At 59.9% G+C, this 25,816-nt stretch carries 21 protein-coding genes; 18 read left to right on the top strand and 3 right to left on the bottom strand.

Annotated elements, in window-relative coordinates; all coding sequences use genetic code 11:
- Positions 1-40: 40 nt before the first annotated feature.
- The gene (locus C4J85_RS04845) at positions 41-1,435 is read right to left on the bottom strand and encodes a PhoH family protein (protein WP_057724660.1); all 1,395 of its coding nucleotides are present in this window, start codon (positions 1,433-1,435) and stop codon (positions 41-43) included.
- 341 nt (positions 1,436-1,776) lie between these two features.
- Positions 1,777-2,901, bottom strand: a complete 1,125-nt coding sequence (locus tag C4J85_RS04840) for a polysaccharide deacetylase family protein (protein WP_124409097.1) — start codon at positions 2,899-2,901, stop codon at positions 1,777-1,779.
- A 132-nt stretch (positions 2,902-3,033) separates the two neighbouring features.
- On the opposite strand from C4J85_RS04840, the gene yaaA reads away from it, so the two are divergent.
- The 13 genes from yaaA (at position 3,034) to C4J85_RS04765 (ending at position 21,222) form a co-directional block, all read left to right on the top strand.
- Positions 3,034-3,813 (top strand): peroxide stress protein YaaA, encoded by a 780-nt coding sequence (yaaA, locus tag C4J85_RS04835; RefSeq protein ID WP_124365907.1) that lies wholly within the window; start codon positions 3,034-3,036, stop codon positions 3,811-3,813.
- An 876-nt stretch (positions 3,814-4,689) separates the two neighbouring features.
- A complete protein-coding gene (locus C4J85_RS04830; RefSeq protein ID WP_124365906.1) occupies positions 4,690-6,006 on the top strand; it encodes a nucleotide sugar dehydrogenase in 1,317 nt (438 codons plus the stop codon).
- A gap of 83 nt (positions 6,007-6,089) precedes the next feature.
- A complete protein-coding gene (gene alg8 / locus C4J85_RS04825; RefSeq protein WP_164484512.1) occupies positions 6,090-7,571 on the top strand; it encodes a mannuronan synthase in 1,482 nt (493 codons plus the stop codon).
- Between the two features lie 38 nt (positions 7,572-7,609).
- Positions 7,610-8,776 carry an alginate biosynthesis protein Alg44 gene (locus C4J85_RS04815; RefSeq protein WP_124406327.1) on the top strand — a complete coding sequence of 389 codons (1,167 nt, stop codon included), beginning with the start codon at positions 7,610-7,612 and terminating at the stop codon, positions 8,774-8,776.
- Positions 8,777-8,946: 170 nt separating this feature from the next.
- Entirely contained in the window at positions 8,947-10,326 is a 1,380-nt protein-coding gene (algK, locus tag C4J85_RS04810; protein WP_124409096.1) for an alginate biosynthesis TPR repeat lipoprotein AlgK, read from the top strand.
- Entirely contained in the window at positions 10,323-11,810 is a 1,488-nt protein-coding gene (locus C4J85_RS04805; protein WP_124361390.1) for an alginate export family protein, read from the top strand. Before algK ends, C4J85_RS04805 begins: the two co-directional genes overlap by 4 nt.
- Entirely contained in the window at positions 11,810-13,378 is a 1,569-nt protein-coding gene (gene algG, locus C4J85_RS04800; RefSeq protein ID WP_124409095.1) for a mannuronan 5-epimerase AlgG, read from the top strand. The genes C4J85_RS04805 and algG overlap by 1 nt, the downstream gene beginning before the upstream one ends.
- A gap of 11 nt (positions 13,379-13,389) precedes the next feature.
- Positions 13,390-14,838: an alginate O-acetyltransferase gene (locus C4J85_RS04795; RefSeq protein ID WP_124406324.1), complete on the top strand. Its 1,449-nt coding sequence runs from the start codon at positions 13,390-13,392 to the stop codon at positions 14,836-14,838.
- An 8-nt stretch (positions 14,839-14,846) separates the two neighbouring features.
- Positions 14,847-15,956, top strand: coding sequence for a mannuronate-specific alginate lyase (locus C4J85_RS04790; protein ID WP_124409094.1), 1,110 nt, complete (start codon positions 14,847-14,849; stop codon positions 15,954-15,956).
- A gap of 189 nt (positions 15,957-16,145) precedes the next feature.
- The gene (locus tag C4J85_RS04785) at positions 16,146-17,678 is read left to right on the top strand and encodes an MBOAT family protein (protein ID WP_124409093.1); all 1,533 of its coding nucleotides are present in this window, start codon (positions 16,146-16,148) and stop codon (positions 17,676-17,678) included.
- Positions 17,679-17,689: 11 nt separating this feature from the next.
- Positions 17,690-18,877 (top strand): alginate O-acetyltransferase, encoded by a 1,188-nt coding sequence (locus C4J85_RS04780; protein WP_124409092.1) that lies wholly within the window; start codon positions 17,690-17,692, stop codon positions 18,875-18,877.
- A 16-nt stretch (positions 18,878-18,893) separates the two neighbouring features.
- Positions 18,894-19,550, top strand: coding sequence for an alginate O-acetyltransferase AlgF (locus tag C4J85_RS04775; RefSeq protein WP_124409091.1), 657 nt, complete (start codon positions 18,894-18,896; stop codon positions 19,548-19,550).
- Between the two features lie 220 nt (positions 19,551-19,770).
- Entirely contained in the window at positions 19,771-21,222 is a 1,452-nt protein-coding gene (locus tag C4J85_RS04765) for a mannose-1-phosphate guanylyltransferase/mannose-6-phosphate isomerase (protein WP_124365899.1), read from the top strand.
- A 177-nt stretch (positions 21,223-21,399) separates the two neighbouring features.
- Here the strand turns inward: C4J85_RS04765 and C4J85_RS04760 are convergent, their stop codons facing one another.
- Positions 21,400-21,855: a hypothetical protein gene (locus C4J85_RS04760; RefSeq protein WP_124409090.1), complete on the bottom strand. Its 456-nt coding sequence runs from the start codon at positions 21,853-21,855 to the stop codon at positions 21,400-21,402.
- Positions 21,856-22,063: 208 nt separating this feature from the next.
- On the opposite strand from C4J85_RS04760, the gene C4J85_RS04755 reads away from it, so the two are divergent.
- The 5 genes from C4J85_RS04755 to C4J85_RS04735 all read left to right on the top strand — a co-directional run bounded on the left by C4J85_RS04755 (position 22,064) and on the right by C4J85_RS04735 (position 25,813).
- Positions 22,064-22,528 carry a multidrug transporter gene (locus C4J85_RS04755; protein WP_124409089.1) on the top strand — a complete coding sequence of 155 codons (465 nt, stop codon included), beginning with the start codon at positions 22,064-22,066 and terminating at the stop codon, positions 22,526-22,528.
- Positions 22,529-22,540: 12 nt separating this feature from the next.
- Positions 22,541-23,353, top strand: a complete 813-nt coding sequence (locus C4J85_RS04750) for an SDR family oxidoreductase (RefSeq protein WP_124409088.1) — start codon at positions 22,541-22,543, stop codon at positions 23,351-23,353.
- A 91-nt stretch (positions 23,354-23,444) separates the two neighbouring features.
- Positions 23,445-24,776 carry an AAA family ATPase gene (locus C4J85_RS04745; protein WP_124365895.1) on the top strand — a complete coding sequence of 444 codons (1,332 nt, stop codon included), beginning with the start codon at positions 23,445-23,447 and terminating at the stop codon, positions 24,774-24,776.
- A complete protein-coding gene (locus C4J85_RS04740) occupies positions 24,769-25,398 on the top strand; it encodes a TIGR02646 family protein (RefSeq protein WP_124406318.1) in 630 nt (209 codons plus the stop codon). The genes C4J85_RS04745 and C4J85_RS04740 overlap by 8 nt, the downstream gene beginning before the upstream one ends.
- A 13-nt stretch (positions 25,399-25,411) precedes the next feature.
- Positions 25,412-25,813, top strand: a complete 402-nt coding sequence (locus C4J85_RS04735; protein WP_124365893.1) for a DUF4440 domain-containing protein — start codon at positions 25,412-25,414, stop codon at positions 25,811-25,813.
- Positions 25,814-25,816 lie beyond the last annotated feature (3 nt).

Here is a 25,816-nt window from a genome sequence, read left to right as displayed (position 1 = left end):
TTAACGTTCTTCGCGAGCAAGCTCGCTCCTACAGGAATGGTTACAGATGCGACTCGGCGTATTCAGCCAGGATCGAACGTGGCACCCCTTGCAGCGCGATGTGCACGCCGTTCGGGAAGTCTTTGAAGCGTTCCGTCAGGTAGGTCAGCCCGGAGCTGGTCGCGGACAGGTAAGGGGTGTCGATCTGTGCCAGGTTGCCCAGGCACACCACTTTGGAACCGGCGCCGGCACGGGTGATGATGGTTTTCATCTGGTGCGGGGTGAGGTTCTGGCATTCATCGATCAGGATCAGGCTTTGCTGGAAGCTGCGGCCTCGGATGTAGTTGAGGGATTTGAACTGCAACGGCACTTTGCTGAGGATGTAGTCGACGCTGCCATGGGTGTTTTCGTCATCCATGTGCAAGGCTTCGAGGTTGTCGGTGATCGCCCCCAGCCACGGTTCCATTTTTTCCGCTTCGGTGCCGGGCAGGAAACCGATTTCCTGGTCCAGACCCTGCACGCTACGGGTGGCGATGATGCGGCGATAGCGCTTGGTCACCATGGTCTGTTCGATAGCAGCGGCCAGGGCCAGGATGGTTTTGCCGGAGCCGGCGGCGCCGGTGAGGTTGACCAGGTGGATGTCCGGGTCGAGCAGCGCGTACAGCGCCAGGCTCTGGTAGATATCGCGCGGTTTCAGGCCCCAGGCTTCCTGGTGCAACAGGGGTTCCTGATGCAGGTCGAGGATCAGCAGCTTGTCGACCTGGATCTCTTTGATCCAGCCCACGAAGCCCTGCTCGTCGACGATGAATTCATTGATATGCACGGCCGGCAGGTTGTCGATCAACTGCACCTGGTGCCAGGTGCGGCCATGGTCCTGGCGGGTTTCGACCTTGCTGACGCGGTCCCAGAACGAGCCGGTCATCATGTGATAACCGCGCGACAACATCGACACGTCGTCAACCAGCTGGTCGGTGCTGTAGTCCTCGGCCGCGATCCCACACGCTCGGGCCTTGAGGCGCATATTGATGTCTTTGGTCACCAGCACCACACGCAGGTCCTTGTCGCGCGCGTGCAGGTCGATCAATTGGTTGATGATCTTGTTGTCGTTGAGGTTTTCCGGCAGCAGGCTGTTGGGCTCGTTGCGCTTGCTCATCAGGATCGACAGCAAACCCTTGGGCCCGCTTTTGCCGCGCTGGATCGGCACGCCGACTTCAACGTCCTCGGGCGAGGCTTCACCCAGGGTTTTGTCGATCAGGCGGATGGCCTGGCGGCATTCGGCGGCGACGCTGTGATGGCCGCTTTTGAGTTTGTCGAGTTCCTCCAGCACGATCATCGGGATGGCGACATGGTGTTCTTCAAAGTTAAGCAGTGCGTTTGGATCGTGAATCAGTACGTTGGTATCAAGCACATAAAGGATTGGCTGGTCGGAAGAAGGGGTGCGTCCATGATCATCCATACTCGGTCACCTTTGTGGGAGCCAGTCGACGCAATACCTGGGCGGTGCTGCGCCTCGATTCGACCACCGACCGCAGCTTGAGTGACATCAAGTGCGGTGCCCACATGAGGAGTCTTGGAAGACGCCACCTGTGTTGCAGGGTTCGGCGATCTGACTTCGTAATACCGCAAAACCCATGACAGGAAAAAGCACTTTGACGCTTTTTTGAAGTTTATTTTTCAGGATGACGAATAGCACTAGCCGAGTGCCAGGCAGGCCGTTAAAGTCGGAAGTCCGCCTGCTGCGAAATGTCGCAGCAAATAACCCCGAAAATGCCTCTCGCCCAACGGGGCCGGGCATTTTCAGCGAAACGCCTCGCGGCACTCCTGCCAACCCAAGCCACTTTGCGCCGCTGCCTGCAACAGCAGCGGCAATGCCACCCGCGCCTTGTCCTGGGTGTCGTGAAACACAATCACCCCTTTGCGCCACAGCAGCATCAGCGTCAGCACCCGTTGCGCCGATTCCTCGGCCTTGAGCTTGCCCGGATCGTCCTGGGAGTCGATGTCCCATAACGCCACCTGCAGACCTTGCGCCTGAAAGAACCCCTGGCTGTCCGCACGGCGCTGCCCATAAGGCGGCCGGAACAGCGGCACATAATTTTCCGGCAGCAGGTTCTGCACCAACGATGCGCTGCGGATGATCGAGTCTTGCCAGTCGACCCAATGGCTGTGGGAGCGATATTGCCAGCCCTGGCTGCCCACGCACTGCCCCTGGTACAGCGCCTGCACATCGGCGGCCGAGCTGCGTTCCACACGGGTTTGCAGGCTGCTGCCGAGGGCGAAGAACGTAGCGTTCATCTTTTGCTGGCGCAGGTAGTCGGCGAGCCAGTCGGTATTACCGCTGACCGGCGCCGGGCCGCCGTCGAAGGTCAGCAGGAACATCCGGTCATTGAGTTCATCACCATTGCGTTCATGATCACCGAAGCGTGCGACTTCGCTGCTGATCTGCGGCAACAACGCGGCCTTGCGCAGCAGTTCGTCCAGATAGCGCCCATGGAACTGCCGGCTGGGGGCGGCCCAGCCTATATAGAAAGAGTTGTCACTGACCTCGAATTTGCCGGCCTGCTCGCGCAGGTCGTCCATGTTTTCCACCAGGTAGCAGAACGAGGCGTCTTGCTCACAGCTCTGCTGGGCAAACGTGTAGTTCTCCAACAAACGTTGCCAAAGCTGGCGGCGCAGGTCGTCGATGGCCGCCAGGTTGATGATCTTAAGCCCCAGGCGTTGCTTGAGCGCAGTTTCGTCCTGGGCTTCGCTGAGGATCAAGCCATGGGCAAACATCAGGATTTCTGCACGCGAGGCGACGTCGAACAGCGCCGGGCTGCCGAGTTTTTCCGGCCAGGTGGCGCGGTCGAGGCTGGCGACATCAACCGGCGCGGCCTGCACGTTCAGGCACCACAGGCACGCCGTCACAAAAAGCGCTAATCGCACTTGGGGTCTCCCTCTCCAGAGTTGCCGGCCATCATAGCGGATCGCGCCTATCACCATCATAGGTGGAGTCAAACCGCCCCAACCCCTAGAATCGCGTCCACGCTACACGCCACGATTTCTGGAGCCAACTTCATGCTGATGGTGATTTCCCCCGCCAAGACCCTCGACTTCGAGTCAAAGCCGGTAACCCCGCGCTTCACCCAGCCGCAGTACCTCGACCATTCCCAAGAACTGATCGAGCAACTGCGCGAACTCAGCCCGGCGCAGATCAGTGAGTTGATGCACGTGTCCGACAAGATCGGTGGCCTCAACGCCGCCCGCTTCGGCAGCTGGACGCCCGCTTTCACGCCGGCCAATGCCAAACAGGCGCTGCTGGCGTTCAAGGGCGACGTATACACCGGCCTCAACGCCGAAACCTTCAGCGACGCCGACTTCAGCTACGCCCAGGACCACCTGCGCATGCTCTCCGGCCTGTACGGCCTGCTGCGCCCGCTGGACCTGATGATGCCGTATCGCCTGGAGATGGGCACCAAACTCGCCAACGCCCGTGGCAAGGACCTCTATGCCTTCTGGGGCACGCGCATCAGCGAGTGGCTCAATGAGGCGCTGGCCGAACAGGGCGACGATGTGCTGCTCAACCTGGCGTCCAACGAGTATTTCTCGGCGGTCAAGCGCACGGCCCTGAACGCACGGGTCATCAATACCGAGTTCAAGGACCTGAAGAACGGCCAGTACAAGATCATCAGCTTCTACGCGAAAAAAGCCCGGGGCATGATGAGCCGGTTCGTGATTCAAGAGCGGATCAACGACCCGGCCAGGCTCAAGCAGTTCGATGCGCAGGGTTATCGCTTCAATGCGGAGCAGTCCAAGCCGGACAACCTGGTGTTTTTACGCGATCACGCACCGGAATAAGGCCAGCCAGGCACTGAATTACAAATGTGGGAGGGGGCTTGCTCCCGATGGCGGAGTGTCAGTCACTGAAGTAATGACTGATCCACCGCTATCGGGAGCAAGCCCCCTCCCACATTTTGTTCTGTATTCCAAATGAGAATCGTCATTTATTTGGCGTCAGAAAAACACCCAGACACAACTCTAACAATTTCTTCACTCGACACTCGTCGGTTTTTTTCGTAGTGGCACCAGTTTTTTTAAACAGTAGTGGCACAAAACTATCTCAACGTGCCAACTCCCCACAACTACTGGCCTAAATAGCAAGTGCTATCACTATAGTACCAGTGCCATCTTTCCTAATATTTCAAAAAATTTCCGGAAACAGGATGAGCGGCCAGGAACTTCATCCTGAAGCACCGCTCATACCACCGGTAACGAAATTCTCTGCTGCTGTAAGAGATGACTTACATAACGACCAACGGAAGTAGTCAAGTTGTCATCGAACACTTTGACTCTATGGTCACAACATCAACTGATCGAGTTAAGGGTGGCGATAAGTACGTATTGCTATCCCCTACAGGCCAAGGCAGCGCCTGACCTGAATGAGCCGTGCATTCACTCAAGGCATTGATAAAAAAGGCATTTTGCCTGCATCAAGACCTTGCAGCACCGGCGCCGGAGCCTTCCTCCAAGGGAGCCCGGCTGCATTTCAGGGCAAGCCCCAATAATAAGGCCTGGTCGCGCACAACTTGAGTGCAATAGTTAGTCACTCGTTATTCAACATGCCTGCACGCGGTAAGTCGGCGTCTATTCGCCCAACTTTCGCGGCATCAGTGACGCTTGCAAACATGAACTCCGGCCATCTAATGGCATGATTTAAATACAGAGGTAATTGCGATGCGCATCAGCATATTTGGTTTGGGTTACGTTGGCGCAGTGTGTGCCGGTTGCCTGTCTGCCCGTGGCCACGAAGTGGTCGGCGTAGACATCTCCAAGGAAAAGATCGACCTGATCAACGCCGGCAAATCGCCGATCGTTGAACCGGGTCTGGGCGAGCTGTTGAGCCAGGGTATCCAGACGGGCCGGCTGCGTGGCACTACCAACTTCGCCGAAGCCATTCGCGATACCGACTTGTCGATGATTTGCGTCGGCACGCCGAGCAAGAAAAACGGCGACCTGGAACTCAACTACATCGAATCGGTATGCCGCGAGATCGGCTTTGTCCTGCGTGACAAGACCACCCGCCACACCATCGTGGTGCGCAGCACCGTACTGCCCGGCACCGTGGCCAACGTGGTGATCCCGATCCTCGAAGACTGCTCCGGCAAGAAAGCCGGCGTCGACTTCGGCGTTGCGGTCAACCCGGAGTTCCTGCGCGAATCCACCGCCATTGCTGACTACGACCAGCCGCCAATGACCGTTATCGGCGAATTCGACACCGCCTCCGGCGATGTCCTGCAGTCGCTGTACGAAGAACTCGACGCGCCGATCATCCGCAAGGACATCGCTGTCGCCGAGATGATCAAGTACACCTGCAACGTGTGGCACGCCACCAAAGTCACCTTCGCCAACGAGATCGGCAACATCGCCAAGGCCGTCGGCGTCGATGGCCGTGAAGTGATGGACGTGGTCTGCCAGGACAAAACCCTCAACCTGTCCCAGTACTACATGCGCCCAGGCTTCGCGTTCGGCGGCTCGTGCCTGCCAAAAGACGTGCGCGCCCTGACCTACCGCGCCGGTTCCCTGGACGTGGAAGCGCCGCTGCTCAACTCGCTGATGCGCAGTAACGAGTCCCAGGTGCAGAACGCCTTCGACATCGTTTCCAGCCACGACAAACGCAAAGTCGCCCTGCTGGGCCTGAGCTTCAAGGCCGGTACCGATGACCTGCGCGAAAGCCCATTGGTGGAACTGGCGGAAATGCTGATCGGCAAGGGTTACGACCTGAGCATCTACGACAGCAACGTCGAATACGCCCGCGTACACGGTGCGAACAAGGACTACATCGAAGGCAAGATCCCGCACGTGTCGTCCCTGCTCAACTCGGACTTCGACGCTGTGATCAACAACTCCGACGTGATCATCCTGGGTAACCGCGACGAGAAATTCCGTGCCCTGGCGCACAACGCCCCGGACGGCAAGCAAGTGGTCGACCTGGTGGGCTTCATGTCCAAGGCCACCAGCGTAAGCGGCCGTACCGAAGGTATTTGCTGGTAACAGCAACGGCAAGTTTCAGGCTGCAAGTGTCTTTATCCCCAGCGCTTGCAGCCTGAAACCTCCTCTCCTTGCGGATGACGCTTATGTCCAAGTTAAAACATGTATTCCTGCAAGCCGCCGGTTGGCTGTTGTTCCTCAGCCTGCTGATGGGACTCGCCCTGGCGTTGCCGGCGAGCACCTTCGATTCGCAATCGAAGAACTTTATTTTCCTGATTGGCGCCGTCGGTATCTGGCGCTACTCGATGGGTGCAACGCATTTCTTTCGCGGCATGCTGTTCCTCTACGTGGTCTACCCGCACCTGCGCCGCAAAGTGCGCAAGCTGGGCAAGGCCGCCGACCCATCCCATGTGTTCCTGATGGTCACCAGTTTCCGTATCGACGCGCTGACCACCGCGCAGGTCTACAGCTCGGTGATTCGCGAAGCCATCGAATGTGGCTTCCCCACCACCGTGGTCTGCTCGCTGGTGGAAATGTCTGATGAGCTGCTGGTCAAGAGCCTGTGGGAAAAACTCAACCCGCCGGATCACGTCAAGCTCGACTTCGTGCGCATCGCCGGTACCGGCAAGCGTGACGGCCTGGCCTTTGGTTTTCGCGCCATCTCGCGCCACCTGCCGGATGACCGCGCCGTGGTTGCCGTGATCGATGGCGACACCGTGCTCGCCGAGGGCGTGGTGCGCAAGACCGTGCCGTGGTTCCAGTTGTTCGGCAATGTCGGCGGCCTGACCACCAACGAGTTCTGCGAAGTGCGCGGCGGCTACATCATGAGCGAGTGGCACAAACTGCGCTTCGCCCAACGCCACATCAACATGTGCTCCATGGCCCTGTCCAAGCGCGTGCTGACCATGACCGGGCGGATGTCAGTGTTCCGCGCCAGCGTGGTGACCGACCCTGGCTTTATCGCCGATGTGGAAAGCGACTCGCTGCAACACTGGCGCCTGGGCCGCTTCAAGTTTCTGACCGGCGACGATAAATCCAGTTGGTTCAGCCTGATGCGCCTGGGCTACGACACCTTCTACGTGCCCGATGCCGCGATCAATACCGTGGAGCACCCGCCGGAAAAGAGCTTCATCAAGGCCAGCCGCAAACTGATGTTCCGCTGGTACGGCAACAACCTGCGCCAGAACTCTCGCGCCCTGGGCCTGGGTGTACGCCGCCTCGGTCTGTTCACCAGCGTGGTGCTGTTCGACCAGCGCGTGTCGATGTGGACCTCCCTGCTCGGCCTGACCGTGGCGATCATCGCCACCTTCAAGTACGGCGGCGCTTTCATCCTCGCGTACCTGCTGTGGATCGGCATCACCCGCCTGATTCTCACCCTGCTGCTGTCGTGCTCAGGCCACAAGATCGGCCCGGCCTACCCGCTGATTCTCTATTACAACCAGATCATGGGCGCGTTGGTGAAGATCTACGTGTTCTTCCGCCTTGATCAACAGTCCTGGACCCGCCAGGACACCAAACTGACCCGCGATTTGGCCAGCTTTCAACGTTGGTTCAACACCTGGTCGTCTCGGACCATGACCTTCTCCGCCGGCAGCATCTTCGTTGCCGTGTTGCTGATGATGGTCTGACCCTGCCAAGCCTGAATTAACCAAGGAATTACACCGTCATGAACAGCCAAGTAAACGCCAACGTTGTCCACGAATCCGAAGCCCAGCGCCAGCACGCCCGGGTAAAAATCCCGGCCAAGCTGCGCTTTTTCAACAGCGACCGCACGCCGACCGAGGCCAAGGTCATCGACCTGTCCGCCGGCGGCCTGGCGTTCACCGCCACCCAGCCGCTCACCGTCGGCCAGGTGCACAAGGGTCGCCTGCAATTCGTCATCGATAACCTCGGCCTGGCGATGGACGTGGAGCTGCAGATCCGCTCCTACGACCGCCAGACCGGCCGCACCGGTTGCCAGTTCCAGAACCTCGATGCCCAGGACATTTCCACCCTGCGCCACCTGATCACCTCGCACCTGTCGGGCGACATCGTGACCATGGGCGACGTGCTCGCCACCCTGCAACGCGACAACTTCACCAAGGCGCGCAAGGTCAAGGACGGCGGCAGCGGCATGACCGCGTTCGGGCGCCTGCGCGCCGTGACGTTCAGCCTGGCGATCTTCCTGGTGGGCCTGGCGGCCTTCGGTTTTGTCTTCAAGTCGCTGTACGGCATGTATTTCGTCAGCCACGCCCAGGCCGGGCTTGTCAGCGTGCCGGGCATGAACGTGACCATGCCGCGCGACGGCACCGTGCAAAGCCTGCTCAAAGGTGACGCGGTAGCGGCCAAAGGCGCGCCACTGGCCACCTTCAGCACCAGCATGCTCGACGTGCTCAAGGGCCACCTGGACGAAGACCAACTGCAACCGGCCAAGGTCGAAGAGCTGTTCGGCAAGCAAATGACCGGCACCCTGACCTCGCCGTGTGATTGCGTGGTCGCCCAGCAATTGGTCGCCGACGGCCAGTACGCCAGCAAGGGTGATGTGATCTTCCAATTGGTGCCACGCGGCAGCCAGGCCAACGTGGAAGCACGCTTCACCTATCGCCAGTTCGGTGATGTGCGCCCAGGTACGCCGGTGAGCTTCCAGGTCGCCGACGAAGAACAGGTACGCACCGGCACCATCGTCAGCAGCACCAGCTTGAACAGCGCCGATCTGTCTTCGGACATCCGCGTGCAGATCAAGCCTGACGCCCCGCTGGACAGCACCTACGCCGGCCGCCCGGTAGAAGTCACCAGCGACCGTGGCCCTTCGCTGAACTGGCTGATCGATAAAGCCATGGCTCACGGTCTGTAAGCGAGGACATGCCTGTGAACCCTATTTCAAGAACAACACAATCCCTGTGGGAGCGGGCTTGCTGTGGCGAGGGAGCTTGCTCCCGCTCGACAGAGCAGCTGGAGCCGGCTCTTGGGGGCGCTTCGCACCCCAGCGGGAGCAAGCTCCCTCGCCACAAACGCCGGTCCCACATGGGTTCGGTGGCGTTGCTGGCTGTTGCGGTGAGCCTGGCCGGTTGTGCCGGCCTGCCTGACCAACGCCTGGCCAACGAAGCACTGAAACGCGGCGACACCGTCACCGCGCAACAGAATTACCAGCAACTGGCCGACTTGGGCTACAGCGAGGCCCAAGTGGGCCTGGCCGACATCCAGGTAGGCACCCGTGACCCGGCGCAAATCAAACAGGCCGAAGCCACTTACCGTGCTGCGGCGGACACCTCGCCCCGCGCCCAGGCACGCCTTGGCCGCCTGCTGGTGGCCAAGCCCGGCGCCACCGAAGCCGAGCACCACGAAGCCGAAAGCCTGCTGAAAAAAGCCTTTGCCAATGGCGAAGGCAACACCCTGATCCCGTTGGCGATGCTGTACCTGCAATACCCGCACAGCTTCCCCAACGTGAATGCCCAGCAGCAGATCAGCAAATGGCAAGCGGCGGGTTATCCAGAGGCCGGCCTGGCCCAGGTGCTGCTGTACCGCACCCAGGGCACCTACGACCAGCATCTGGATGATGTGGAGCGCATCTGCAAAGCCGCGCTGAACACCACCGATATCTGCTACGTCGAGCTGGCCACGGTCTATCAGAAAAAAGCCCAGCCGGAACAACAGGCCGAACTGCTCAAGCAGATGGAAGCAGGCTACAGCCGTGGCACCGTCACCGCCCAACGTGTCGACAGCGTCGCCCGTGTGCTGGGCGATGCCACCCTCGGCACGCCGGACGAGAAAACCGCCCAGGCCCTGCTAGAAAAAATCGCCCCTGGCTACCCGGCGTCCTGGGTCAGCCTGGCGCAACTGCTCTACGACTTCCCCGAACTGGGCGACGTCGACCAGATGATGAAGTACCTCGACAACGGCCGTGCCGCCGACCAGCCGCGCGCCGAACTGTTGCTGGGCAAGCTCTACTACGAAGGCAAATGGGTGCCCGCCGACGCCAAGGCCGCCGAAGCCCATTTCGAAAAAGCCGTGGGCCGTGAAGTGGCCGCCGATTACTACCTCGGCCAGATCTACCGCCGTGGCTACCTGGGCAAGGTCTACCCGCAAAAAGCCCTGGACCACCTGCTGACCGCTGCGCGCAACGGCCAGAACAGCGCCGACTTCGCCATCGCCCAACTGTTTTCCCAAGGCAAGGGCACCAAGCCCGACCCGCTGAACGCCTATGTCTTCAGCCAGTTGGCCAAGGCCCAGGACACGCCAGAGGCCAATGAGCTGGCCACCCAGCTTGAAGCCCCGCTGACGCCTGAGCAACGCGCCGAAGGCCAACGCCTGGTGCAGCAGGAACTGGCCGCCCGCGGCACCCTGGCCCAAAGCACGCTGCAACTGCACGCCCTGCAAGAAGAAGACGGCGAGGAATCCCTATGAAGCTCAACCCATTCGTCAAGGCCGGCATCGGCCTGTCCTTCGCCCTGCTGTGGTCGTGCCCGACCCTGGCCGCGCTGACCGAAGCCAAGAACTTCGGCCTGGAAGTCAAAGCCACCGCGCAGTCCGAAGACGACCGCGACCTGGGTACCCAGAAAGGTGGCGACGTCAACGGTATCGGCCTCGACCTGCGCCCGTGGATCTACGCCGAAAGCGGCGCGTGGAGCGCCTACGCCATGGGCCAGGCGGTGGTTTCCAGCGACATCATCGAGACCGACACCCTGCAGCAGTCGGCGGATGACACCACCGAACAATCGAGCAACGACGACCGCAAGGCCAAGAAGAACTACCTGGCCCTGCGCGAGTTCTGGGTCGGCTACAGCGGCTTCACGCCCTACCCCGGCGAGCTCCTCAAGTTCGGTCGCCAGCGCCTGCGCAATGACGACGGCCAATGGCGCGACACCAATATTGAAGCGCTGAACTGGACCTTCGACACCACCCTGCTCAAGGCCAACGTCGGCGCCGCCGAGCGTTTCAGCGAATACCGCACCGACCTCAAGGAACTGTCGCCCAAGGACAAGGACCGCCAGCACTTCTACGCCGACGCCGCCTACCAGTGGACGCCGGGCCAGTGGATCGGCCTGCGCGGCCACCACACCCATGACGACGGCAAGCTCGACTACGCCGAACCGGGCGTGGCCAGCGACCCGTTGGACAAGCGCGAAAACGGCGACCTGACCTGGCTCGGCATCGAAGCCAACAGCGACGCCTATAACTGGCGCAACACCAACACCGTCAACTACTGGGCGAGCATCACCGGCATGCGTGGCGACCGCGACACCGTCAACGCGTTGAACGCCGACGGCACCCGCCCGACCAACGCCAAGCGCAGCGATGACGTGAGCGGCTGGGCCACCGATATCGGCGTGCGCCTGCGTCTCGACCCGCAGTGGCAAGTGGGTGCGGCCTATTCGCGCGCCAGTGCCGAGTACGAACAGAACGGCCTGCAAAGCAACCGTTCGAACTGGACCGGTACCCAGTCCCGCGTGCATCGCTTCGGCGAAGCGTTTCGCGGCGAAATGAACAACATGCAGTCCATGAGCCTGTTCGGTTCCTGGCAACTGCGCGAGGACTACGACGCCAGCCTGGTGTACCACAAGTTCTGGCGCGTCGACGGCAACAAGCCGGTGGGCAGCAACGGCATCGATGCGGTGCAGAACAACACCGATGACGTGACCGGCGCGATCCTGTCCAGCACGTCCCTGCCCCTTGAAGACGGCAAGAAAGACCTGGGTCAGGAGATGGACCTGGTCGTCACCAAGTACTTCAAGAAAGGCCTGTTGCCAGCCGCGCTCAGCCAGTCGATCGACGAGCCGTCGGCGCTGGTGCGCCTGCGCGCCGGTGTGTTCAAACCGGGCGATGCCTATGGCAGCCAGGTCGACTCGTACATGCACCGCGCCTTTGTCGACGTGATCTGGAAATTCTGATGGGAGCCTGCGCAATGAATGCTCAAAGCCTACTCGTCGCGGCAATGCTGGTGGCCAGTGCCCCAGCGTTCGCCGATACGGCGGCCAAGGCGCCGACCATCGCCAAGGAACTGCAACAGGCCAAGACCTACACCATTTCCAGCCCGCCGACCGCGCCGCTGGAAATGGCCAAGCCGGCGCTGCCCGATCTGTCGGGCTACACCGCTGCGGCCATGGAAAAGAAAATCGTCAAGACCAAGGCGGGCAAAGTCAGCATCCGCCGCATGATGCAGGAAGACGCCCTCAAGGACTTTATCGGCGGCGATAACAAGATGGCCGAATGGGTGGTGCGCCAGCACGGCATTCCCCAGGCGATCTTTGTCGACGATGGCTACATGAACCTCAAGGACTTGCTGGGCAAGGTGCCCAAGCAGTACTTCAGCGAGACGTCGCCGGGTGTGTTCCTGGCCAAATTGCCAATCGTGGTCGGCCGTAAAGGCATCCTCGATATCGACAAGCAGACCCAGGAGTTGCGCCTGTCCCAGCAAGCCGGTTCGTTTCTGATCAACGACGGCCAACTGTTCGTGCGTGACACCAAGGTCACCGGCTGGGATGAAAAAACCAACGGCCCGGCGCTGTTCAAGTCGCCCAAGGAATTCCGCCCGTTCCTGCTGGCCTGGGGCGGCACCGAGACCTACATTTCCAAGACCAAAATGACCAGCTTCGGCTACGCCAACAGTAAGTCGTACGGGGTGAGCATTTCCCAGTACACGCCGAACATGGCCAAGGTGCTCAAACGCCCTGAGCCGACCGGCTGGATCATCGATTCCGAGTTCTCGGACATGTGGTACGGCTTCTACTGCTACGAGACCACCGGTTTCGTGGTCAAGAGCAACACCTACAAAGACAACATCGTCTACGGCATTGACCCGCACGACCGGTCCCACGGCCTGATCATCGCCGACAACACCGTGTACGGCACCAAGAAGAAGCACGGCATCATCATTTCCCGGGAAGTGAACGACAGCTTCATCTTCAACAACCGCAGCTATGACAACAAGCTCTCGGGCCTGGTGATCGACCGTAACAGCGTGAACAACCTGATCGCCGACAACGAGATCTACCGCAACCACACCGACGGCATCACCCTCTATGAGAGCGGTGACAACCTGTTGTGGGGCAACAAGGTGATCAGCAACCGTCGCCACGGCATCCGCATACGTAACAGCGTGAACATCAAGCTGTACGAAAACACCGCCATGGCCAACGGCCTGACCGGTGTGTACGGCCACATCAAGGATCTGACCGACACCGACCGCGACATCGCCCTCGACCCGTTCGACGCCAAGGTCTCGCTGATCGTGGTCGGCGGTGAACTGGCGGGCAACGGCAGCGGGCCGTTGTCCATCGACTCGCCGCTGAGTATCGAGTTGTACCGCGTGTCGATGCTGGCGCCGACCAAATCCAGCGGCATCAGCTTCTCCGGCGTTCTTGGCGAGCGCCAGGAAGAGATTCTCGACCTGCTGGTACGCCAGCAGAAAGCCGTGCTGATCGACCCTGTCGAACGCCAGACCGAAATGCAGGACTGAGGATGACCCTTATGCACCCACACATGATCAAATTGCTGAGCCTCTCGGGTCTGACCCTCGGCCTGCTCGCGGCCAGCCAGGGCGTGCGCGCCGACGAGGTGAAAGCGCCGACGTTCACCGCCGAGCCGTGCTGCAGCCTGTGCCCGGCCGCCCATGACGCGAAGAACTACACCACGCGCTACCAGCAGAACTTCACCACCCTGGTGCAAGCCCAGGGCGACTGGCTGTTCCGGACCCAGGAAGACCTGCGTACCGAATTCGACACCACCCCGGCCGGCTACAAGCGCATGCAGCAACTGCACGATGCGTTCAAAGCCAAGGGCGTGGAACTGGTGGTGGTCTACCAGCCGACCCGTGGCCTGGTGAACCGCAACAAGCTCAACCCCGAGGAAAAGGCCAAGTACGATTTCGACAAGGCCCTGACCAACTACAAGACCATGCTCGGCCGTTTCGCCAAGATGGGCTACGTGGTGCCGGACCTCTCGCCGTTGACCAACGAGCAGTTGCCGGATGAACTGCCGGCCCACGACTTTTACTTCCGTGGCGACCAGCACTGGACGCCTTACGGCGCCCAGCGCACCGCGAAAATCGTGGCGGCCAAGGTCAAACAGATGCCGGAATACGCGGAAATTCCCAAGCGCGAATTCGAGACCAAGCGCTCGGGCCGCATGGGCAAGACCGGCACCCTGCACAACATGGCCGGGCAGCTGTGCGGCACCAGCTATGCAATCCAGTACATGGACCAATTCACCACCGAGCCCAAGGGCGAAGCCGGTGACGGCGACCTGTTCAGCGATTCGGGCAACCCGCAGATCACCCTGGTGGGCACCAGCCACAGCGGCAAGAACTACAACTTCGCCGGCTTCCTGCAGGAGGAAATCGGTGCCGACATCCTCAACGTCGCCTTCCCCGGCGGTGGCCTGGAAGGCTCGATGATCCAGTACCTGGGCAGCGAAGAGTTCCAGAAAAACCCGCCAAAGATCCTGATCTGGGAATTCTCGCCGCTGTACCGTCTCGATCAGGAAACCATCTACCGCCAGATGATGGCGCTGCTCGACAACGGCTGTGAGGGCAAGACCGCACAGATGTCAGCCAGCACCACGCTCAAACCAGGCAAAAACGAACTGATGGTCAACAGCGCGAACAAAGACCTGCGCAACGCCAACCATCAGGTCGATATCCGCTTCGCCGATCCTTCGGTGAAAACCTTGCAAGCCACCCTCTGGTACATGAACGGGCGCCACGAGGACATCAAGATCGAAAAACCCGAGACATCCGATACAGACGGGCGTTTCGCCTTTGAATTGCGCACCGATGAAGACTGGGCCTCGCAGAACTTGCTGGCCGTGGAAGTGCAGGGCCCGGAAAAGGGTGCTGCGGCGCAGAAGGTCGAAGCGAAAATTTGCACACGCAACGTATTCCCAAGCGGTGGTCAGCAGACCGCCCAGCTCGGGAAGTGAGGTTACTTATGCAAAAGTTATTGCTGCCCACCCTGCTAGGCCTGGCGATGTTTGCCGGCTCCGTCAACGCCGCCGCACCCCTGCGGCCGCCTCAGGGCTATTTCGCACCGATCGAAGCGTTCAAGACCGGCGACTTCAAGGAAAACTGCGACGCCATGCCGACGCCCTACACCGGGCCTCTGCAATTTCGCAGCAAGTACGAAGGCTCCGACAAGGCGCGTTCGACCCTGAACGTGCAATCGGAACAGGCCTTTCGCGACAGCACCGCCGACATCACCAAGCTGGAAAAAGACACCAGCAAGCGCGTGATGCAGTTCATGCGCGACGGTCGTCCGCAGCAACTTGAATGCACGCTGAACTGGCTGGTGTCGTGGGCCAAGGCCGACGCCTTGATGTCCAAGGACTTCAACCACACCGGCAAGTCCATGCGCAAATGGGCGCTGGGCAGCATGGCCTCGGCCTATGTGCGCTTGAAATTCTCCGACTCGCACCCGCTGGCCAACCATCAGCAGGAATCGCAACTGATCGAGGCCTGGTTCAACAAGCTGGCCGATCAAGTGGTGAGCGACTGGGACAACCTGCCGCTGGAAAAAACCAACAACCACTCGTACTGGGCCGCCTGGTCGGTGATGGCAACGTCCATCGCCACTAACCGTCGCGACCTGTTCGATTGGGCTGTCAAGGAATACAAGATCGGGGTGAACCAGGTCGACGACCAGGGCTTCCTGCCCAACGAATTGAAGCGTCAGCAACGGGCTTTGTCGTATCACAACTACGCCCTGCCGCCACTGTCGATGATCGCAAGCTTTGCCCTGGTCAACGGTGTGGACCTGCGCCAGGAAAACAACAGTGCGCTCAAGCGCCTGGGCGACAAGGTACTGGCCGGGGTGAAAGACCCGGACATCTTCGAACAGAAGAACGGCAAGGAGCAGGACATGAAGGATTTGAAGCAGGCGATGAAATTCGCCTGGCTTGAGCCGTTCTGCACCCTCTACACCTGCGCCCCGGATGTGCTCGAACGCAAGCATGGCATGCAGCCATTCAAGACGTTCCGCCTGGGTGGTGACCTGACCAAGGTCTACGACCCGACGCACGAAAAAGGCAACAAAGGCAGCTAGTCGCTGATCGTTCCCACGCAATGCGTGGGAATGCAGCACGGGACGCTCTGCGTCCCAAAGCGTGACGCAGAGCGTCACAAGAGGCATTCCCACGCAGAGCGTGGGAACGATCAAAGCCTCCCCCGAAATCGTGGGGGGGTTTGGGGGGGCTCTGGCCCTTGACTGTTGGTTAAACATGGAGAGATCGGGATGGTTTTCTCGTCCAATGTGTTCCTGTTTCTGTTCTTGCCGATCTTTCTCGGCTTGTACTATTTGAGCGGGCAACGCTATCGCAACCTGCTGCTGCTGATTGCCAGCTATGTGTTCTACGCCTGGTGGCGAGTGGACTTCCTGGCTTTGTTCGCCGCAGTGACCCTGTGGAATTACTGGATCGGCCTCAAGGTCGGTGCCGCCGGTGTGCGCACCAAGCCGGCCCAACGCTGGCTGTTGCTCGGCGTGGCGGTCGACCTGTGCATCCTCGGCTACTTCAAGTACGCCAACTTCGGCGTCGACAGCATCAACGTGATGATGAAGTCGATGGGCCTGGAGCCGTTCATCCTCACCCACGTGCTGTTGCCGATTGGTATCTCGTTCTACATTTTCGAGTCCATCAGCTACATCATCGACGTGTACCGTGGCGATACACCGGCGACGCGCAACCTGATCGACTTCGCGGCGTTCGTGGCGATCTTCCCGCACCTGATCGCAGGCCCCGTGTTGCGTTTTCGTGACCTGGCCGACCAGTTCAACAACCGCACCCACACCCTCGACAAGTTCTCCGAGGGCTGCACGCGGTTCATGCAGGGTTTCATCAAGAAGGTGTTTATCGCCGACACCCTGGCGGTAGTCGCGGACCACTGCTTCGCCCTGCAAAACCCGACCACGGGCGATGCCTGGCTCGGTGCGCTGGCCTACACCGCACAGTTGTATTTTGACTTCTCCGGCTACAGCGACATGGCCATCGGCCTGGGCTTGATGATGGGTTTCCGCTTCATGGAAAACTTCAAGCAGCCGTACATCAGCCAGTCGATCACCGAGTTCTGGCGGCGCTGGCACATCAGCCTGTCGACCTGGTTGCGCGATTACCTGTACATCACCCTGGGCGGCAACCGCAAAGGTACGCTGACCACCTATCGCAACCTGTTCCTGACCATGCTGCTCGGTGGCCTGTGGCACGGCGCCAACATCACCTACATCGTGTGGGGTGCCTGGCACGGCATGTGGCTGGCGATTGAAAAAGCCATCGGCCTCAACACCGCGCCGCGCAGCTTCAATGTGCTGCGCTGGGCCTTCACCTTCCTGCTGGTGGTGATGGGCTGGGTGATCTTCCGCGCGGAAAACCTGCACGTCGCCGGGCGCATGTACGGTGCGATGTTCAGCTTTGGCGAATGGTCGCTGTCGGAACTCAACCGCGCCAGCCTCACCGGCCTGCAAGTGGCGACCCTGGTGGTGGCCTACGCAACGCTGGCGTTCTTCGGCCTGCGCGATTTCTACCGCAATCGCCCTGCCGACAAGACCAAGCCGAGCGATCCGAGCCTGATCAAAGCCGTACCGGGCGACAACCCCGGCAGCATCCACGAGCCGGGCTTCACGGTGGGCCGTGACGCCGCCGTGCAACCGGCCTACTGGACCGCTGACTGGCCACGCTACGCCATGCGCGCCGCCGTGCTGCTGCTGTTCTTGGCGTCGATCCTGAAACTGTCGGCGCAGAGTTTCTCGCCGTTCCTTTACTTCCAATTCTGAGGGAGCCGACCATGACCCGTTCATTACGCGTCCTCTATATCGGCCTGTTCCTGGTGGTGCTGTTGGCCCTGGGCGCCTGGTCGCTGCGCAGTTTCTTCGGCTTCAGCACCAATGCCGATGCCACCGTGCTCAACGGTCGCTGGACCAAAGCCGTCGAGACCCATTACGACGACGAGTTCCCGATCAAGCGCCTGGGCACCAACCTCTGGGCGGCGCTGGACTACAAGCTGTTCAATGAAGGCCGCCCTGGCGTGGTGCTGGGCCGCGATCACTGGTTGTACAGCGACGAGGAGTTCAACCCCGCCGTCAACGAAGACCAGAACCTGCAAGACAATTACGCGCTGGTCGAAGGCGTGCGCCAGAAGCTCAAGGCCCAGGGCATCCAACTGGTGATGGCGATCGTGCCGGCCAAGGTGCGCCTGTATCCGGAGCATCTGGGTGAAGTGAAACCGGCGAGCATTCACGCCAACCTGTACCAGGACTTCCATGCCCGTGTCGCGGCGGACAAGATCATCGCCCCGGACCTGCTCGGCCCGCTGCAACAGGCCAAGCTGGGCGGCAAGCAAGTGTTCCTGCGCACCGACACCCACTGGACCCCCGACGGTGCCGAAATCGCCGCCAAGCAATTGGCCAAGGCGATTGCCGACAAGACTCCGCTGAGCGGTGAGCCGCAGCGCTTTGTTACCGAAGCGGAAAAGACCGAGCCGCATAAAGGCGACCTGCGTCTGTTCCTGCCGCTGGACCCGCTGTTCGAAAACCTGATGCCGCCTAAAGAGCCGCTGGAAAAACGCGTGACACACCTGGCCGAAACCCAGGGCGACGACGCGCTGTTCAGCGACAGCCAAACCCCGGTGGCACTGGTCGGCACCAGCTACAGCGCCAACCCCAACTGGAACTTCGTCGGCGCCCTCAAGCAAGCCCTGGGCAGCGACGTGGTCAGCTACGCCGAAGACGGCCACGGCCCGATCCTGCCGATGCTCAGCTACCTGAAAAGTGATGACTTCAAGAACAGCCCGCCGCAGGTGCTGATCTGGGAGTTCCCTGAACGCTATCTGCCCGTCAATAACGAAATCGGTGATGCCGACCCGGCCTGGGTTGCGCAGCTTAAAGAAGCCGGTTCGCGCCAACAAAACATGGCACAGAACATCCCCGCTTTTAAAAATCAGAAATCCGAGACGCCCGACCGGGCGCAAAACTGAAAGAGAGGTAACTCACATGACTTTCACTACAACTCCTCGTCGTCTCGCCAAGACCCTGGCTATCGCTGCCGGCCTGAGCTTCGTATCGATGTCCGCCTTCGCCGGTGGTGACGCCGCGCTCTACGGCCCTACCGCGCCAAAAGGTTCGAGCTTCGTGCGCATCTACAACGCCAGCAACCAGGAAGTCAGCGCCACCGTTGGCAGCACCAACCTCAGCGACGTCGCACCGTTGGCCAGCAGCGACTTCAGCTTCATGCCCGGTGGTGACTACAGCGCCAAGGTCGGCAGCCAGACCGTGCCGGTCAAGCTCGCCGCCGATCACTACTACACCCTGGTCAACAACAGCAGCGGCCAGCCGCAACTGATCGAAGAGCCGCCGTTCAAGAACAAGCAGAAATCCCTGGTTCGCGTGCAGAACCTCAGCGACAAGGCCCTGACCCTGAAAACCGCCGATGGCAAGACCGACGTGGTCAAGGCGGTAGCCGCCAAAGGCCGTGGCGAACGTGAAATCAACCCGGTGAAGGTGAGCCTGGCGCTGTATGACGGAGACAAGAAAGTCGGCGATGTGAAGCCGGTTGCCCTGGAGCGCGGTGAAGCAGCGGTGCTGTACGTCACCGGTTCGGGTTCGAGCCTGTCGCCGGTCTGGGTGAAACGCCCGGTGTCGACCCGCTAACTATTTCCCGGACTGAACGCAATCTACTGTAGGAGCGGGCTTGCCCGCGAAGAACGTCAACGATGACGCAGCGCCTTTGGTTTATCACGGTGCTCTCAGGTTTTTCGCGAGCAAGCTCGCTCCTACAGGGGATCGAGGCGCCGGTTCGGATCGAGACAAAAACAAGAGTGAAACGACAAACCTTCGTAGCTCTGACCCAAATTGATTCAAGGAGAAACACATGATCCCAGTAATCCTTTCCGGTGGTAGCGGCTCACGTCTTTGGCCGCTTTCCCGTAAACAGTTCCCAAAACAATTCCTGGCCCTGACCGGCGAGCACACGCTGTTCCAGCAAACCCTGGAGCGCTTGGTGTTCGAAGGCATGGACTCACCGATCGTGGTCTGCAACAAGGATCACCGCTTCATCGTCAACGAGCAGTTGAGCGCGCGCAAACTTGAATGCCAACGCATCCTGATGGAACCGTTCGGCCGCAACACCGCGCCGGCCGTGGCCCTGACCGCGATGATGCTGGTCAATGAAGGCCGTGACGAGTTGATGCTGGTGCTGCCCGCCGACCACGTCATCGACGACCAGAAAGCCCTGCAACGCGCCCTGGCTCTGGCCACCGTGGCGGCCGAGCGCGGCGAAATGGTGCTGTTCGGTGTACCGGCCACGCGCCCGGAAACCGGCTACGGCTACATCAAGTCCACCAACGATTCGCTGCTGCCCGAAGGCGTGAGCCGCGTACAGCAGTTCGTGGAAAAACCCGATGAAAAACGCGCGGTCGAGTTCGTCAAAAGCGGTGGCTACTTCTGGAACAGCGGCATGTTCCTGTTCCGCGCCAGCCGTTTCCTGGAAGAGCTGAAAAAGCACGATCCGGACATCTACGACACCTGCGTCCTGACCCTGGAGCGCAGCGAGCAGACCGCCGACACCGTGACCTTCGACGAAGCCACCTTCGCCTGCTGCCCGGACAACTCCATCGACTACGCCGTGATGGAAAAAACCCAGCGCGCCTGTGTGGTGCCACTGAGCGCCGGCTGGAGCGACGTCGGTTGCTGGGCCTCGCTGTGGGCGGTCAACGAAAAAGACGCCAACGGCAACGTGAGCAAGGGTGACGTGGTCATCCAGGACAGCCGCAACTGCATGGTGCATGGCAACGGCAAGCTGGTCTCGGTGATCGGCCTGGACAATATCGTGGTGGTGGAAACCAAGGACGCGATGATGATTGCCCACAAGGACAAGGTCCAGGGCGTCAAGCAGATGGTCGCCACCCTCAATGAGCAGGGGCGCAGCGAAACCCAGAACCACTGCGAAGTGTATCGTCCGTGGGGCTCCTACGATTCGGTGGACATGGGCGGGCGGTTCCAGGTCAAGCACATCTCGGTCAAGCCGGGCGCCTGCCTGTCACTGCAGATGCACCACCACCGCGCCGAACACTGGATCGTGGTCAGCGGCACCGCTGAAGTCACCTGTGACGACAACGTTTTCCTGCTGTGCGAGAACCAGTCCACTTACATCCCGATTGCCTCGGTGCACCGCCTGCGCAACCCGGGCAAGATCCCGTTGGAGATCATCGAAGTGCAATCGGGCAGCTACCTGGGCGAAGACGATATCGAGCGCTTCGAAGATATCTACGGCCGCTCGACGCCGATCGAACGTGGTGTTTCCGTGAAAACTATCGCGCAATAAAGGAGTCGTACAGAAAGCCCCCCGCCCAGCCGGCTGCGTCCCCTATCCGCAGCCGGTCAGGCGGGGGCTTTTTAGTGCACGGCGTCGCACCTTGCAAACCCAAACTGTTGGCCGTGCAGGGCATCAAGATGCCGACCCAGGCAGCGGGCCCGCAGCTCAATAGCAGGCCACCATGGGTTACTTGGCCCAGTTCCGCGGGGCAAAGGCATTGTAATCACCCGTCCCGTGATCCTTGCCAGCCTCTTTATAAGTGCCCTTGCCAATTTTTTCAGCCGTTTTGCCTCCCCATATCAAGGCCGTACCCACCGCTTTGGAGCTTGCACCACCTGATTTCGTCATGCTCTGTCCAACCACTTTTGCCATCCCCCCAGCTAGCGTCAAGGCAGCCCCTTTGGTTTTATCCGAGTTCATCGAAAGCCTAGGGGAAACGTATGAACTGAGTTGGTCGCTGATACCTTGCATGACAGTCTGCCGCAAGCTTGTCAGCCCCAGGTTCTGCATACGCGGCAATGATGTTGAGCCGACCTCTGGATTGGGCGCTTGACTGATTGCTGCCGACACAGCGGGCGGTACCGGCGCCATAGGTGCGCTGAGGGAGGTCAACACGGGTGTGGCGATATTTGAGACGGTCATATAAAGCACCTGAATTCATGAATCTACGGTTGGGCACCTTCCTGGCTTTCAAGGTCATTCCTTGTAAAGACTTCGTGGCAAAAGAGAGCGATGCAGTTCCTGCATCAGAGGGAATAGATACCTGCGCACGAGGGAAAGCAGCGCTGCACCATAGGCAATCGGCCCGCCCCACGAGTAGGATGTTTTATCCCTGTGCGAGGTTGTGTGTATGTTCTTTGGTGTGTTGCTGATCATCACCTGGCTGGTCCTGCTGCTGCGCTATCCGGCCAAGGCCCTGCCGGTGTCGCTGGCCGCTGCCGTCGGCCTGGGTTTGGTGGCAGTCTGGGTGGTCTGGCTCGACAACCGCGAAGCCGCGCAACTGGCCAGCCTGGAACTGCGCGTCAGCTACGCTGCGCAGGAATGCCCTGCCGACCGCCCATTGAAGCTGACGCTGAACAACGGCAACGATGTACCGCTGACCGAACTGCGCTGGCGTATCGCCGCCTATGCGCCGGGCGACACCGTGAACCTGGCCGACAACGTGTACGCGGCCCCGCGCTATCGCGGCCCCGGCGAACTGCAGGCCGGTGCGACTTGGGACGACTGCCTACCCGTCCCGCCGTTACGCCCCGGCTACCGCCCACAAACCCTGGAATTTCGTGCCGAGCACCTGCAAGGCAGTTTCTCGGACTAGAAGGATTGCCCCATGCCCAACGTACTGATCACCGGTTGCTCCAGCGGCATCGGCCGCGCCCTGGCTGATGCGTTCAAGTCCGCCGGCTTCGAGGTGTGGGCCAGCGCCCGTCGCGACGAAGACGTCGCCGCCCTTAGCGCCGCCGGCTTCAATGCGGTAAAGCTGGACGTCAACGACAGCGCCGCCTTGCAGCACCTGACCGAGCTGTGGGGCGAACTGGATGTACTGATCAACAACGCCGGCTACGGCGCCATGGGCCCGCTGCTCGATGGCGGCACCGAGGCGATGCAACGCCAGTTCGAGACCAACGTGTTTTCCATCGTCGGCGTGACGCAGGCGCTGTTTCCCGCCCTGCGGCGCGGCAGAGGCCTGGTCATCAATATCGGCAGCGTCTCCGGCGTACTGGTCACACCCTTCGCCGGGGCCTACTGCGCGTCGAAAGCCGCCGTACATGCATTGAGCGACGCCCTGCGCATGGAACTGGCGCCTTTTGGCGTGCGCGTCATGGAGGTTCAACCCGGTGCGATTGATACACACTTTGCAAAGAATGCCGGAGCCCAGGCCGAGCTGTTGATCAATGAACAGTCGCCGTGGTGGCCGTTGCGCGAGGGCATTCGTGCGCGCTCCCAGGCCTCGCAGGACAAGCCGACTTCGGCCAGCAAGTTTGCGGCGGATGTGCTCAAGGCCGTACAACAAACCCAGCCACCGCGCCTGTTGCGCTCGGGCAATGGCAGTCGAGCGTTGCCTTTGATGGCGACGCTGTTGCCCAAAGGGTTGCTGGAGACGATGTTGAAGAAGCGCTTTGGGTTGGGTGGCGTGTTGTAAGCATCTATGAAGCGCACCTGCCAAAACCTGGGATGAGTGCCATAATCGCCGCCTGCCTATAGACACTGACTGGCCCCACAAGGGTAATGCGATGGAAATCAGAAAAATTCGACTGAATAACGTCGGTCGTTTTACCGACTTGGAAGTCGCCTTTGCGCCGACCGAAAAGCATGCGTCGAAGGTGACGGTGTTTGTGGGGAATAATGGGGCGGGGAAGACGACGATTCTAAGATCGCTGGCCACCTCTCTAAGCTGGTTGGTTGCAAGAACTCGATCCGACAGCGGCAGCGGCAGCCCTATTGAAGAAAGCGCCTTACGCAACGGTTCAAACGTTGCGTCAATCTCTATCGAGGCCGAAGAACTGTATGTTGACTTCCATTGGTCTTTGGCAAAGTCCAGGCGGGGTCGGAAGGCAAAGGTCACCAGCGAACTCGGCGACGCATCAGCTCTGGCTAGTGTTTATAGGGACAATTTAACGCGTGACGAAAACACGTCTGTTCCCCTCATTGCCTACTATCCAGTCGAACGTTCAGTACTTGAAGTTCCCCTGAAGATTAAAACCCGGCACAGCTTTAGCCAGTTGGACGGCTACGATAACTCCTTAAACCGAGGTGTAGACTTTCGCCGCTTCTTCGAATGGTTCCGGGAGCGAGAGGACAGTGAAAACGAAACCGGTATTTCAGCCAGTGCATTAGCAGAAGTGCAAAAAATCATTGGCACGCCGGACAGTCAGTTATGGAAATACCTGGAAAAAGCACACGCCTCATCTCGTGATCGACAGTTAACAGCCGTCCGTTCCGCTGTAGGAGCGTTCATGCCTGGGTTCACTAACCTGCGTGTCCAACGTCGACCACATTTGCATATGGCTATCGATAAATCCGGCCACACGTTGGATGTCTCCCAATTGTCACAAGGCGAAAAGTCCATGATGGCCTTGGTTGGCGACATAGCCCGTCGTCTTGCCATGATGAATCCTTCCCTGGAAAACCCACTACAGGGCTACGGCGTCGTGCTCATCGACGAAGTAGATCTCCATTTACACCCTAAGTGGCAACGCCGCCTGATCCACCAATTCACAGAAACCTTCCCCAACTGCCAGTTCATCCTGACTACCCACTCGCCACTGGTAATCAGCGATAGCAAAGACGTCCTATGCTATGTCCTCGATGACGGCGAATTGGAAGAGCGCAATGGCCTCTACGGCCTCGATGCCAATCAGGTACTGCTCAGTGTCATGGACACCGACGTTCGCAACAGCAAGGTTCAAGCCCGGCTTGATCGCCTGCTAGAGCTGCTGCAAGACAAAAAATTAAAAGAGGCAAAAACCCTCTTCGAAGAACTGTCCACCGACTTGCCCGCCGGTCATATCGAACTGACCAAAGCCGCCCTTCTGATTCGCAAATTGGAGTTGCGCAGTGCGTAAGATCACCAAAGGAGATGAGCCAGCCGCCCTGACACAATGGAAGCGTACGCACCCGAATGGCGGCTATACAGATTTAAGCCCCCAGGAAAGAACCTGTATCCGAGAAGCCTGTATCGAAGAACAACATGGCCTATGTGCGTATTGCTGCCACGGAATCACATCAGGCAGCGCCCACAACGAACATGTTGAGGCCAGGCAAACAGCGCCACACCGTTCGTTGGACTTCTCTAATATCGTTGCCAGTTGCAACCGTAGTAAGCAGTGCGGCAAAGCGCACGCCCACCAGGTTTTGCCGCTTACCTCCTTGATGAATGAGTGCGAAACCGAGCTGAAATTTTATCTGTCCGGTCGTGTGGAAGGCCTGACTCCCAGAGCAGTAACCTCTATTCAAGTACTGAACCTTGGAAACAGTCGTGAAAACAATCGCGCCCTGTTCGGCGCCAGAAAGTCCATCCTGGATGCACTGCTCTATGACAGCGGTATGGACGGCGATGACCTTGAAGTCGCCGATTTCGACTTGTTGATGATACTAAGGGAGGAGCTGCAACAACCCGACGCCAACAACCGCCTGAAACCCTTCGCCCCCGTTCTGGTGAATGTAATTCGCCATTTAAGCGCCTGAAAGTGAGTACACCATGATCGACTACAGCGACTTTTTCGAAGAAGTGATCCAGACCCACGTCGAAATCGAGCAATGGTTTGCCGGCGTCGCGCCCGAAGGCACCCTGCAGAGCCTGCTCGCGCGCTTCTCGCCCGAATTCAGCATGGTCGCGCCCGCCACGGGTACGCGGGTCAACACAGCCGGGGTGAATGCCCTGTTCACTCGGCTGGGTGGCATGCGCCCAGGTTTGAAAATCACCTTGAGCGAAATGACCGGCATCGACCGGCATGCACGCGGTGCCACGGTGACTTATCGCGAGCATCAGGTTGATGACAGCGGTACGCAGACGGATCGACGGGCGACGGTGGTGTTCGAGAAGCAGGCCAGTGGTGCGCTGTTGTGGCGCCATTTGCATGAAACTTTTATCAAGGCCTGACTC

The organism is Pseudomonas sp. R4-34-07 (genome assembly GCF_003852375.1).
Lineage (GTDB): Bacteria > Pseudomonadota > Gammaproteobacteria > Pseudomonadales > Pseudomonadaceae > Aquipseudomonas.
This window is presented reverse-complemented; position numbering and strand designations above follow the sequence as displayed.